Here is a 12,457-nt window from a genome sequence, read left to right on the forward strand (position 1 = left end):
TTAATCAAGAAGCACAACAAGGCCACGAATACCGCCTTGACTTCAACGGTGCTGCACTTCCTAATGGAGTGTACATTTACCGTATGACGACTCAAAATGAAACAATCATTGAGAAATTTATGATTGCGAAGTAAGAATTTGATTTTCTGAATGGAATGAGCTTGCGTGTTCTTTTGAACCGCAGGTTCTCCATCAGAAACTTGAAATCTCTGAATAATTTGAAGTCCCGATCCCGAAAGGTGATCGGGACTTTTATTTTTAGCCGAATTTTTATTCGTCAAATAATCTTATGTTTACATAGAATCAACTATTCTGATGAGAAAACGCATAGCAGCATATATCGGTATTATTATCTCTTCTATCTATCTGCTCAACTTTACATTTGGCGTGTGGGAGTTGCCAGATAATCTTCCAATAATTGGAAATCTCGATGAACTTGCAGCAGCAACTCTGCTTATTGCCTCCCTAAAACATTTCGGGATCGATTTCACAAACTTCTTGTTGCCAAATAAATCGAGAAAGAAAAAGGGAGAATAAATCCTCTCTCCCAATCTCCTGCATTCAATCAAAATACCATATAAGCGGTATTTCAGAAACCAACGTCCGTACATACATTTGTGCCGTTATTAAGAATTGGTTTAAATAAACATAGAATGATAAAGATATCACTACTGGCTCTCGGATTATCAACCCTATTACTCACTTCATGCAGTGAAGATGATGACTCGCCAGCTACCGAAAATCCGCCGCAAGGCTATACAGTGCCCGAAACTTATAATTTCACAGATGGCAATGGCAATAGTACAGTCAATTTTTCCGGTCAAACCGAAAGATTAGATCAACTATCTGAATTAACATCTAAAATGAAGTCTGCAAATAATGCGGGCACAGCCATTTCAGCGCAAGATTTAAAAGACATGTTTGCAAATGTGAACAACGACGGAAATGGAAATTTCAGTTTTACATCATCAAAGCAATTGCGAGATAAATGTGCCACTCAGTTTTCAAATGCAGAAGAAGTCAAAAGTGAATTTGAAACTATGATGGACGACCTGGCAGCAATAAGCCAAGCCACCGTTGCCGGAGAAACTAATGGACAGAATGGAGTTGCGGGTATTGTGCAATCGCCTGATGGCGGACCATATTTAATGACTGCGAATGGACAGGAATATACCCAGCTTATTTCAAAAGGATTGATGGGTGCTGTTTTTTATCATCAAATGACATCGTATTATCTCACTGATGCGAAAATTGGTGATGCCGTTGATAATTCCACAGCAGTAAATCCGGGAGAGGAAAAATATTATACAGATATGGAGCATCATTGGGATGAAGCTTTTGGATATTTTACATCGGCTACTAATTTTCCTGAAGAAGGAACTGACCGTTTTTGGGGTGAATACAGTAATGTAGTTGATCCACAACTTGGCTCAAACGCCAAATTGATGAATGCCTTTTTAACCGGGAGAGCTGCAATAAGCAATGATGATATGACCACCAAAAACCAGCAACGAGATATCATTATTGCCGAAATGGAACGCGTGGTAGCCGCTACTGCGATACACTACATGAATAAAGCACGAGATCAGTTTGCCAATGATGCCAAACGAAATCACTTCCTCTCCGAAGGTTCTGGTTTTATTAGTAGCCTGCGGTTTAACACAAGCTCGACTTTGACTCCACAAGAAATCAATAGTCTAGAGGCTATGTTGGGTGATAACTTTTATGAAGTTACCATCTCTGATATCCTCTCAATACGCGATGAACTTAGCGACACTTTCGGAATGAATGCATTTAAAAATGATCTTTAAAATGAAGCTAAAAAGTGGGATATTTAAGCACATCGGCATTATAGCCGTTGTGCTTTTTCTAGTTTCCTGCAAGGGCGATGATGACGCAGGTGGTGGTTCAGACAGTTTTGATCGTAAAGCGATGCTCGCCAATCTGGCTGATAATGTAATACTACCCGCATATGATTCTTTGACCGTGGCAACAAATCAGTTGCATGAGAGCACAGAATTTCTTATTCAATCAACTACTGCCGAAAATATTGAGCAGGTGAGAACTGTTTGGAAAACTACCCTCACCCAATGGCAGTATGCAGGGGTGTACGATCTTGGCCCGGCATCAGACAATGGCCTCGTGTCATTTTTCAATCTATATCCGGTTTCAACGATCCATATAGAAGAAAATATCGCCTCGGGAAATTACAATCTAGAAAGTGCTGCAAACATCAATGCAGTAGGCTTGGAAGCAATAGATTACCTTCTTTTTGGACTAGAGACTGACGCAGAAATGTTAGCTACTTTTTTTACAGAAAATCCTGATCACTTAACTTATCTAATTGATAATACCAACCTGTTAAAAACCAAAGCACAAACTACTTTATCTGCATGGCAGGATGGTTATGCCACTACTTTTAAAAATGCTTCAGGCACGGATATCGGCAGCGCGCTGGGGCAATTGGTAAACTCGTCTATTCAATATCTTGAAATTCATATTCGGGATGCAAAAATTGGAATTCCTTCAGGTGCGAGGTCGAGTTCAGGTCTGCCCTTACCCCTTCAGGTCGAAGGGTATTACAATGGATCTGTTTCAAAAGAAATGTTGATAAAGGGAATGGATGGTTGGAAAAATATGTTCAACGGAAATTCCAGAAATGGAGACCAGGGAACAGGATTAGATGATTATCTCAAATTTCTGGGAACCAGTTTCGATGGAAACCCTCTTCATGAAGAAATAAACGGCAGATTAACTATGGCCGCAAATCAAACCGAAGAATTGGCCACAGATTTAAAAACTGCGGTTGTGAACCAGCAAGAAGAATGCCTGAGTATTTTTGATGAGTTACAACGCACCATAGTATTGCTAAAAGTCGATATGACTTCTGCTATGGGAATACAAATTACTTATGTAGATAATGATGGCGATTAAGAACAAATTAGCTTCAATATCATTATTTGCCGATAAGGTTGAAAGCACAGCACCTCTCGCCGTATTTCGAATTGTTTTTGGCATAATGATGTTTGCTTCTATTGTTCGGTTTTGGGCTAAAGGATGGATTTACGATCTTTATATTGCTCCAAAATATTTTTTCACTTACCCCTATTTTGAATGGGTAAAACCATTGGGCGATCCCGGAATGTACATTATTTTTGGGCTATGTGGCATCTTTGCGCTGGCCATAGCATTTGGATTCTTCTACCGTTTCGCAGCTGCGGGATTCTTTCTGACTTTTACGTATATCGAACTTCTTGACAAGACCAATTATCTAAATCATTACTATTTTGTTTCGCTTGCTGCTCTTTTATTGATTTTTATTCCTGCCAACAGGCGATTTTCTTTGGATGTAAGATTCGGAAGAGTTAAAGCAGCTTCGCTTGCTCCACAGATCTATCGCAGAATTGTGATGCTACAGCTCGGAATGGTTTACTTCTTTGCTGGATTGGCAAAATTAAATTCCGATTGGCTCCTTCATGCTCAACCACTCAAAATCTGGCTAAAGGCTTATGGTCATTGGCCTGTTGTGGGTAGTCTATTCGATTCAAATTGGCTGCCTTATGTTTTTAGTTGGAGCGGAGCGATTTACGATCTCACTATTCCTTTCTTCCTATTGGCAAATAGAACAAGACCTTTTGCTTATTTCGCAGTCATCGGATTTCATATGGTTACAGCAATGCTTTTTCCTATTGGAATGTTCCCATATATTATGATAGGCGCGACACTTATTTTCTTTCCGCCAAAATTTCATGATAGACTGCTATCTTTCTTGCGAGAAAAGAAAAGTCAGCTGTCGGCCGTATTAAAGTCTCCCCCAAAAGTTGCGTATTCATTTATCGTGCTTTTTGTGGTTTTTCAAATTCTATTTCCTTTCCGTCACTTATTGTATCCCGGTGAGGTATCCTGGCACGAACAAGGATATCGCTTTAGCTGGCGTGTAATGCTTATGGAAAAAGCGGGAACAGCATTCTTTCATGTTAAAGATGAAGGTTCACCACGAGCCTTGGCGGTAAATAATAGGTTGTTTTTAACGCCAACTCAAGAAAAAATGATGGCTACTCAACCAGATATGTTGGTGCAGTATGCTCATTTTTTGAGAGAATATTATGAAAAAGAAGGCATGCGCAATCCAGAAGTTACTGCCGATGTGTATGTGACTTTAAACGGAAGGCAGAGCAAATTATTTATTGACAACACCGTAGATCTTTCGGGAGAGTCAGATACATGGAAACCAAAAACATGGGTATTGCCCTTTGATGATGAAATCAGCGGTATTTAGCATTTTCTTCATATTTATAACCTGTTCAATAGCAGTTGGACAGTCGGAGCTTTCCATACGGGTATTGGATAAGAGTGGAACGGCTCTTGGCGATGCAGATGTATATATTCAGCCGGATAAAAGTCTACTCAAAACAAATAGAATGGGTATGGTTAAAACCCATTTGCCGAAAGGCGAAAAAAGCGTAACCGTTTTTAAAACAGGATATAAAAATGAGTTGTTTACATTAACTTTTTACTCGGATACTACGCTTACTGTTGAGCTTTCAGTGCTTAGTGCAGACCTGGAAGTGGTTGAAATAAAGCTGGAAGAAAACGCCGGGTTTGGTTTGACCAGAATGCGGAGCGTAGAAGGATTCGGAATTTATGCAGGGAAGAAAAATGAGGTTTTGCTTCCAGATGAAATTGATGCCAATAAAGCGACCAACAGTGCCAGGCAGGTATATGCGCGTATTCCCGGACTGAATATTTGGGAAAGCGATGGTGCCGGAATTCAATTGGGAATAGGTGTACGCGGACTAAGCCCAAACCGCACTGCAAATATCAATGTAAGACAAAACGGTTATGACATTAGTGCTGATGCGCTGGGATATCCCGAAAGCTATTATACGCCACCATTAGAGGCGGTTGAAAGAATTGAATTTATACGCGGTGCCGCGTCACTTCAATACGGAACCCAGTTTGGCGGAATGCTGAATTTTGTAATGAAACATGGGGAACAAAAGAAACCTCTGGAAGTATCTACGCGTCAAACTGTTGGGAGTAATGGCTTATTTAGTAGCTTTAATAGTCTCGGTGGCACAAAAGGAAAATCATCGTATTACGGCTATTACCAATACAAGCGCGGCGATGGATGGCGCGACAATTCCGGGTTTGAAGTCAATACAGCCTATGCTGCATACAGTTACGCCATTAAAGAAGATTGGAAAATAAGCTTTGACTTTACGCACATGGATTATTTGGCGCAGCAAGGTGGTGGGCTTACAGATGCGCAGTTTGAGGATGATCCGAGGCAATCAAACCGAAACAGAAACTGGTTTAAGGTGAACTGGAATATAGCATCAATCAATCTGGACGGAAAAATATCGAAGAGCAGCAGTGTAAATTTCAGAACTTTCGGTTTGCTAGCAAAGCGGCAGTCATTGGGCTATTTGGGCAGTGCAAACCGGCTAGACGATGAATCCAGGAACCGAGATCTGATTTATGGTGAATTCAGAAACCTCGGCGGTGAGTTGCGCTTTATGCATAGATACGAGATTGCCGGTAGGCGAAATATACTGCTCCTTGGTGGACGCGCTTACTATGGAAACAGCTTAAGCCAACAAGGAAGTGCAAATAGCAATTCAACACCTGACTTTGAATTTTTAAATCCCAACCAACCAGATAAAAGTGATTACGACTTTGATAATATCAATTATGCGCTTTTCGCCGAGCAGATTATTTACTTGTCTGAAAAACTCACATTAACACCGGGAATCCGCTATGAAAACATCCTTACAAGTGCCGATGGAAATTACTATAGCTATCTGAAAAATACAGTTGGTGATACGCTGGAAGTAAATGAATATGCCGAAATAAGAGAGCGCAACCGTGGAATCGTACTCGGTGGAATTGGATTAAGCTACACCCATTCTGAAAAGCTGGAGACGTACGGAAATATTTCTCAAAATTATCGAGCCATCAACTATAGCGATATTCGCATTGACAACCCATCGCTGCAAATCGACCCGAATATTGAGGATGAGCGGGGTTTTAATGCCGACATTGGTGTTAGAGGTGGAAATGAGCATTTTAGATATGATGTGAGCTTGTATTATCTTGCATACAAAAATCGGATTGGCTCTATTCAAATGCGCGATCCTGAAACATTTCAGTTTTACAGATACCGTACGAATATCGCCGATTCTCGAGCAGTTGGGATAGAGGCTTACGCCGAATGGTTAGCAGTAAAACAAACTGATGAGCAGCACTTTGGACTTGCGATTTTCGGAAACTTCGCCTTGAATGAAGCTGAATACTCTGAAGATAATGATTTAAGCATAAGCGGAAATAAAGTTGAGCTAACCCCGGAAATTATGATTCGAAGCGGCCTGCGAAGTACCTGGAAGAATATTTCCGCCACTTTTCAGGTAAGCATGACTGGAGAACAATACACAGATGCCACCAATGCCGTGCAAACCCCAAATGCTGTAAATGGTATCATTCCAACCTACACCGTGTTGGATTTGTCATTAGCCTATAAACCGGGCAAATTTAAAATTGAAACAGGAATAAACAACTTATCAAACGCTGCATATTATACGCGTCGCGCAGATGGATATCCCGGGCCTGGTATTATTCCGTCTGATGGGATAAGTGGATATTTAACTGTAGGTTATACTTTTTAAAGGACTAAAGGAGATTTCGTAGTTCTTGTACATTTGATTGTAAAATTGATAAAATGAGCCGTAAGCCTTTTATAGAATGGTCAGATTTTGAGAAAATTGATATCCGGACAGGTACCATAATAACTGTTGAGAATTTTGATAAAGCCCGTAAACCGGCTTATAAGTTATGGATCGATTTTGGCGAATTGGGTGAATTAAAAACCAGTGCACAAATAACAGATATTTACAGCCTAAATTCGCTCAAAGGCAAGCAAGTTCTGGCGATTGTAAATTTTAAACCCAAACAAATTGCTGATTTTATGAGTGAATGCTTGGTTTTGGGCGTTTATACAAATAATGGGGTTGTGCTCTTAGAAACAGAGCGCGGTATCGGGAATGGCGAAAGAGTAGGATAAATTGAGTAAATATCAGGCCCAACAATAAAAAAACCGCCAAACAAAGGTGTGTGGCGGTTTTCAAGACTATTTTTTGATTAAAAAAGTGAGATTATGCGTTAAGCATAACCGGCATAACAAGCATCAAAATATCTTCTTCTGCATTATCAGTATTCACAGGAACTAGAATTCCGGCACGGTTTGGAGCGCTTAGCTGAAGCTCTACATCTTCCGTATCGAGATTATTCAACATTTCGATCAAAAAGCGTGAGTTAAAGCCAATTTCCATATCGTCGCCTTCGTAACTGCATGATAGTCTTTCATTTGCTTCATTAGAGAAGTCAAGATCTTCAGCAGATACAGAAAGCTCGCTGCCGCTAATGCGAAGACGTACCTGATGCGTAGTTTTATTTGAGAAGATAGAAACCCTTCTGATAGAGCCAAGCAGGGCAGCGCGGGCAACCAACATTCTATTCGGATTGTCTTTTGGAATAACCGCTTCGTAATTCGGATATTTTCCATCTATCAAGCGGGCTATAACCACATTGCCCTCAAATGAAAGTTTTAGGTTTTTACCATCAAACTCCATATTAACATCGGCTGTACTCGAGGCAAGAATACTCTTTAAAAGATTGAGTGGTTTCTTTGGAACGATAAACGAAGCAGTTTTATCTGCTTTAGCATCGCGTCGTGTATAGCGAACGAGTTTGTGAGCATCGGTGGCCACAAATCTCAACTCATCTGAAGAAAATTCGCAAAATATACCTGACATTACTGGGCGTAAATCATCATTTCCGGTAGCAAAAATCGTTTTTTGGATTGCTTCAGACAACACCTCTGAAGTAACCATTACGCTTGATGGGTCATCCATTTCCGGGTTTTTAGGAAACTCGTCGGCAGTAAATCCGGCGAGCTTACTTTTTCCATAAGAACTCGAAATTTCAACGCCAAGTGTCGCCTCATCAATTGTAAAAGTCAGTGGCTGCTCGGGAAGCGTTTTTAGATAATCTAAAAGTAACCTCGCCGGTACAGCGATAGAGCCTTGTTCTTCGGCTTTTACTTCTACGGTAGTAATCATTGTAGTTTCCAGGTCGCTGGCAGAAATTGTCAGTTGATTGGTATCTAGCTCCAATAAAAAATTATCGAGAATTGGCAGCGTATTATTTGTAGAAAGAACGCCGCTAACTGTTTGCAAGCGCTTTAGTAAATCTGTACTAGTAATAATGAACTTCATGATAAAAAGAAAGTTTCAGCTTAGCTGTTTGTGGCGACAAATATAATTGATTCAAACGAAGTAATAGAATAAGATTTTGAACAAGCTTTACACATTTGGTTTTTTAATGAAAACCTGTATCGGTGCGCTAAACTTATTCCAGACATAGCGCTGTGCTAGAGCCATTTCGCCATCATTGCAAGTGGCATAAACCCTTTCTCTATCCACTATTTCGGGAGTTACATCATCTGCCTCATATTTTCCTTCGCGAGGTGCCTTAACCCAAAGTTTAATTTCGCGCTCTTGATTGGCATCTTTTACCTTGATAATTTGAAAGGGTGTAGAATTGGCAATTGAATCTTCGGCTGCCTCACTTAATCCTGTTTTATAATTTTCAAAAGATGCCAGCTTGAAATTAAGCATATAGTCTTTCACAATCGCAGTGTCAAAATTTTGAACCGCCTCATTTTCAGGAAACTGAAATAATGAAATATCATTTCCGCCATTGTAATCTATTTTGAATGACGAACTCGGATCGTTTGGGTAGAACACTTCAATCTCTTGCAAATTCATATCAGGATATCGAAGAATTCCCACGCTTCTCCATTCATTCTCATTGGTAAAAAACCGCGTGTTCAACATGCCTATAAAGCCACGTAAGTCCATGATAAATGGAGCCGTAGACCTTCCTCCATTTGGAGACTCAAGCAACATATAGGTTCCTTTTTTATCCATTGTAGCATGGCCCACATACCAGGTTTTAATCCACTTCTCCTTTCGATCGTAAATTTCTACCTTGTTGCTCGCTCCGGCCATTACTCTGTTTACCTGCTCTTGTGCATCTTTAGGAACCGGGCGCTGTATGTATACATTTTTAAAGGTTTTCAGTAATGTGGCAACAGCATCTTCGCGGGCAGGGTATTTACCATTTACGAACCATCCACTGCCATCCCGCGAAAGCGTAGCCGTATTACCGGCTCTGTCGGCAATAAAAATTTTACCAATCGAGGCGGTATCGCTAATCGCAAAACTAGTTTGAGATTCTACCGATGTTCCTTTTACATTAACCGATGTAGTAAAATAATAAGCAAGTGCGATAGCTATAGCCACCAAAATAAGTAAAGGAAGTAGTTTCTTCATAATCTTAATATTAACGGGAATATTTTCTTCGACGCCATATCCATTGACCAATCCCAAATAAAACGATAATTAAAACTGGTAGGCCTATATTGATTGCCTGCCAGTAGTAGCGCTGTTGCAAAACCTTTTCATCATCCAGTTTACGCAACTTCACACTTCTTGAGCGCACATTTATCAAACTGGCATCACCAAGCAGGTAATTTACAGAATTTATGAGTAACTCTCTGTTGCCGTACATTTTGCGCTGCATTGCAGGGTCAAAGCCCAATGGTCTAAACTTTGTTCCATCGCTACTCACACCATTTTTCGCAATATCGCCATCTGCTATTACCAACATGCGGTTTAGTGGGCTGGTTTCTTTAAAATCGAGCAATTTTGCATCATAGAAATCGGGTGGAAGACGGTTTTTGAAATTTGAAGTGAATTCTCCTTCAAGCAAAACTCCCACCGGCTGGTAAGGACGATTTGAATTTCCAAAATCGGGATTTATAGAGACAATATTGAGGCTTACTCTAGCCGGCGATTTAAGAATTCTGGTAGATTCTGAAGTAGTCAGAATTACTTTTTTTCGCACGCCGGGGGTTTCTACCGTATCAATACTGCTAATAAACTCTGTAATTACTGGATCAACGTTCGCCACAATGGGGTTTGTTCCTTCCGGGATAAGAATAGGTGCATAATACCATGGAAATAATTCAGATCGTTCATTGCCCTTTGGCCCGGTAAGAAGTGATATGGGCGCACAGGTTCTGTCGAGAAGTAAATTCCGATTTATTCTAACACCATAATTGAACAGTATATCATCAAGATTGAGCGACAGCGGTGTTGCCATGGTCAAATCTGTGGTGCGCAGGCTATCCATATTCATCTGCATAGCATCAATCATCCAGAGCACTTTACCACCGTTCATTACAAACTGGTCAATAATATATTTGTCCTGCTCCGAGAATTTTTCCTGCGGCTTGGCCAGAATTACTGCATCATACCTATTCACGCGTCTCCCCTCTCCTGCTACATTTCGGCTTAGAGCGTCAACCATTCCATCCAGAGCAAGCCTGTCAACATCGTAGTATTTTGAGAGCTCAATCTCAAAATCTTTTGTTTCCATAGCCGATAGTTCTCCATGGCCTTCCAGAAAAGCAACCTTTTGTTTTTCCTCGCGCTGCACCTGATACAAGGCATTTACAAATTGATATTCCAAATTATTAATGGTGCGGTTTATCATTTCAGCATCGGTAATGCGCTGTTGATTTTGAAGTATTTGAAGAGGAACCTCTCGATTCTTGTATGAAATCAAAGCCCCTGGAAAAACGATCTTCTCACTTACTCCATCTTTATTTCTAATTTGGAGCGCTGAGTATTGCAAGCCTTTTTTAACGAGCTCACCATACATGTCTTCTCTCGATTTCTTATCCGGCGCTTCGCTTGGATTAATAAACTCATATTGAATTTTATCGCCCGCATAGGCACGCATTTCATCAAGTTTTTCCTTTACCGACTGACTTAATCGTTGGTAATCAGCCGGAAAATCACCCTCGAGAAAAACTTTGATATAAACCACATCGTCAAGAGATTTTACTAAATCTATTGTTGTGGGCGTGAGTGTGTGCCTCTTCTCTTCAGTTAGATCAAATCTCTTAAATACAAAAGTGCTTAGGTAGGCCAACAAAACAAACAGAGCAATGCCAAGCAATGCTTCTATCCAAACTTTATTCTTTTCAATAGCGCGTTTCTTCATGACCATTTTCTGCTTTGAAGTACGGCTTTAGTAAGCACTATAAATATCCCCGAAAGGGAAATGAAATAAACAACATCGCGTGTATCAATTACGCCCCGGCTCATGGAGTCATAATGCTCCGCTATGCCAAGTTCTTGTACAAATCGGTCTAAAGATCCCAACAAATCGAAAGAAGCTATTTGCTCGAGGCCGCTGTAGCAAACGAAACAAAGAAAAAGTGCGAGAATAAAAGCTACCACTTGATTGTCGCTAATAGATGATGCGAAAATACCAATTGCCGTAAATCCGGCTGCGAGAAATAGCAAACCGATATATGAACCTATTGTGCCGCCCTGGTCTATATTTCCAACAGGATTGCCCAGATTGTAAACACTGTAATAATAGATTAGGGTAGGTAGCAGGGCCAAAAGCACAAGAACAACTCCGGCAAAATATTTAGCGAGAATAACCTGAAAGTCTGTAAGCGGACGGGTAAACAGCAATTCTATTGTTCCAGTTCGTTTTTCTTCTGAAAAAGAGCGCATGGTCACAGCAGGAACCAGAAACATAAACACCCAAGGGGCGACGTAAAAAAGGGTATCGAGGGTAGCGTAACCCTGATCAAGCACTTGCAAGTTTCCTGGAAAAGCCCACATAAACAGCCCTGTAAGCAGCAGAAAAACAGCCATAACCACATAGCCGATCACTGAACTGAGAAAACTTCGTATTTCTTTAAGCAATAATGCCCACATTGGCGCTTTCGATTTTAGCGGTCAAAGATACATTTTTTGAAGTGCCGCAACCGATTGATTCAACGTGCGGATTGTTAAGAGCAATATAAGGCTGGGCTTATCTAACAATTCTTAACATGCCTTTACGGCAAATAGTGAAGCGAATAAGAGCTCCAAGCTCTTGCGGGCATGGCAAACAAGGGTTTTATTTCTCCCCAAAAAGTTTTGAAGACATTAGATTGGCGATAGGCGTTTAAATGATCCTCAGATTTCCAATAACTGTAAGTCGTTATATGGGCATTATTATTCAGCCCTTCGAGAATATTCAAATGGCTGCACCCATCCATTTTTCTGACATTAGGAGCAACTTCTGCCAAAAGCAATTGGGCTTTTTCGAGTCGATCTCTATGAATATGAAGCTCTACAATTCGTATTACCATACTTCTTTTAAGAAACCCATCGAATGATCAAAACCACAAGACAGATTAAAAAGACAAGGATTGAAATGCGGTTAATCCCGTGCATCATGCGCAGGTTTACATTGCTACTGCCTTTTTGAAAAAGCGTGGCGGGATTGAGGTAGTGTAATAATCTTTTAAAAAACATATTTTGGGTTT

Annotated in this window: 13 protein-coding genes; 7 read left to right on the plus strand and 6 right to left on the minus strand. The window is 40.5% G+C overall.

Translation table 11 applies throughout. The features are described from left to right. From G3O08_RS21880 to G3O08_RS12480, 7 genes are all read left to right on the plus strand, one after another. A partial coding sequence (locus G3O08_RS21880) for a T9SS type A sorting domain-containing protein (protein WP_163285710.1) occupies nt 1–134 on the plus strand: 134 nt, incomplete at its 5' end. 181 nt (nt 135–315) lie between these two features. Continuing rightward, complete coding sequence (locus tag G3O08_RS12455; protein ID WP_163285711.1) at nt 316–537, plus strand: DUF1232 domain-containing protein; 222 nt, start codon at nt 316–318, stop codon at nt 535–537. A 116-nt stretch (nt 538–653) separates the two neighbouring features. After that, entirely contained in the window at nt 654–1,811 is a 1,158-nt protein-coding gene (locus G3O08_RS12460; protein WP_163285712.1) for a DUF4856 domain-containing protein, read from the plus strand. Between the two features lies 1 nt (nt 1,812). Continuing rightward, nucleotides 1,813–2,934: an imelysin family protein gene (locus G3O08_RS12465; protein ID WP_163285713.1), complete on the plus strand. Its 1,122-nt coding sequence runs from the start codon at nt 1,813–1,815 to the stop codon at nt 2,932–2,934. Further along, nucleotides 2,921–4,279, plus strand: coding sequence for an HTTM domain-containing protein (locus G3O08_RS12470; protein WP_317164066.1), 1,359 nt, complete (start codon nt 2,921–2,923; stop codon nt 4,277–4,279). The genes G3O08_RS12465 and G3O08_RS12470 overlap by 14 nt, the downstream gene beginning before the upstream one ends. After that, complete coding sequence (locus G3O08_RS12475) at nt 4,257–6,665, plus strand: TonB-dependent receptor family protein (RefSeq protein WP_163285714.1); 2,409 nt, start codon at nt 4,257–4,259, stop codon at nt 6,663–6,665. The genes G3O08_RS12470 and G3O08_RS12475 overlap by 23 nt, the downstream gene beginning before the upstream one ends. Before the next feature lie 53 nt (nt 6,666–6,718). Further along, the gene (locus G3O08_RS12480; protein ID WP_163285715.1) at nt 6,719–7,060 is read left to right on the plus strand and encodes a tRNA-binding protein; all 342 of its coding nucleotides are present in this window, start codon (nt 6,719–6,721) and stop codon (nt 7,058–7,060) included. A gap of 91 nt (nt 7,061–7,151) precedes the next feature. Here G3O08_RS12480 and dnaN read toward each other — a convergent pair whose 3' ends face one another. From dnaN to G3O08_RS21885, 6 genes are all read right to left on the minus strand, one after another. Continuing rightward, nucleotides 7,152–8,273 carry a DNA polymerase III subunit beta gene (gene dnaN, locus G3O08_RS12485; protein ID WP_163285716.1) on the minus strand — a complete coding sequence of 374 codons (1,122 nt, stop codon included), beginning with the start codon at nt 8,271–8,273 and terminating at the stop codon, nt 7,152–7,154. Nucleotides 8,274–8,360: 87 nt separating this feature from the next. Beyond that, nucleotides 8,361–9,392, minus strand: coding sequence for a DUF4340 domain-containing protein (locus G3O08_RS12490; RefSeq protein ID WP_163285717.1), 1,032 nt, complete (start codon nt 9,390–9,392; stop codon nt 8,361–8,363). A 10-nt stretch (nt 9,393–9,402) separates the two neighbouring features. Continuing rightward, nucleotides 9,403–11,130, minus strand: a complete 1,728-nt coding sequence (gldG, locus tag G3O08_RS12495) for a gliding motility-associated ABC transporter substrate-binding protein GldG (RefSeq protein WP_163285718.1) — start codon at nt 11,128–11,130, stop codon at nt 9,403–9,405. Beyond that, nucleotides 11,127–11,861, minus strand: coding sequence for a gliding motility-associated ABC transporter permease subunit GldF (gldF, locus tag G3O08_RS12500; protein ID WP_163285719.1), 735 nt, complete (start codon nt 11,859–11,861; stop codon nt 11,127–11,129). Before gldF ends, gldG begins: the two co-directional genes overlap by 4 nt. Before the next feature lie 122 nt (nt 11,862–11,983). Next, nucleotides 11,984–12,280 (minus strand): putative quinol monooxygenase, encoded by a 297-nt coding sequence (locus G3O08_RS12505; protein WP_163285720.1) that lies wholly within the window; start codon nt 12,278–12,280, stop codon nt 11,984–11,986. Between the two features lie 7 nt (nt 12,281–12,287). Beyond that, a complete protein-coding gene (locus tag G3O08_RS21885) occupies nt 12,288–12,446 on the minus strand; it encodes a DUF6728 family protein (protein ID WP_394352325.1) in 159 nt (52 codons plus the stop codon). Between the last annotated feature and the right edge of the window lie 11 nt (nt 12,447–12,457).

It is taken from the genome of Cryomorpha ignava (genome assembly GCF_010686655.1).
GTDB classification, from domain to species: domain Bacteria; phylum Bacteroidota; class Bacteroidia; order Flavobacteriales_D; family Cryomorphaceae; genus Cryomorpha; species Cryomorpha ignava.

Bases quoted from the DNA above. Each gene is read 5' to 3' on its own strand.
- G3O08_RS12455 (WP_163285711.1), top strand. From the start codon at position 316: ATGAGAAAACGCATAGCAGCATATATCGGTATTATTATCTCTTCTATC.
- G3O08_RS12460 (WP_163285712.1), top strand. From the start codon at position 654: ATGATAAAGATATCACTACTGGCTCTCGGATTATCAACCCTATTACTC.
- G3O08_RS12465 (WP_163285713.1), top strand. From the start codon at position 1,813: ATGAAGCTAAAAAGTGGGATATTTAAGCACATCGGCATTATAGCCGTT.
- G3O08_RS12470 (WP_317164066.1), top strand. From the start codon at position 2,921: ATGATGGCGATTAAGAACAAATTAGCTTCAATATCATTATTTGCCGAT.
- G3O08_RS12475 (WP_163285714.1), top strand. From the start codon at position 4,257: ATGATGAAATCAGCGGTATTTAGCATTTTCTTCATATTTATAACCTGT.
- G3O08_RS12480 (WP_163285715.1), top strand. From the start codon at position 6,719: ATGAGCCGTAAGCCTTTTATAGAATGGTCAGATTTTGAGAAAATTGAT.
- dnaN (WP_163285716.1), bottom strand. From the start codon at position 8,273: ATGAAGTTCATTATTACTAGTACAGATTTACTAAAGCGCTTGCAAACA.
- G3O08_RS12490 (WP_163285717.1), bottom strand. From the start codon at position 9,392: ATGAAGAAACTACTTCCTTTACTTATTTTGGTGGCTATAGCTATCGCA.
- gldG (WP_163285718.1), bottom strand. From the start codon at position 11,130: ATGAAGAAACGCGCTATTGAAAAGAATAAAGTTTGGATAGAAGCATTG.
- gldF (WP_163285719.1), bottom strand. From the start codon at position 11,861: ATGTGGGCATTATTGCTTAAAGAAATACGAAGTTTTCTCAGTTCAGTG.
- G3O08_RS12505 (WP_163285720.1), bottom strand. From the start codon at position 12,280: ATGGTAATACGAATTGTAGAGCTTCATATTCATAGAGATCGACTCGAA.
- G3O08_RS21885 (WP_394352325.1), bottom strand. From the start codon at position 12,446: ATGTTTTTTAAAAGATTATTACACTACCTCAATCCCGCCACGCTTTTT.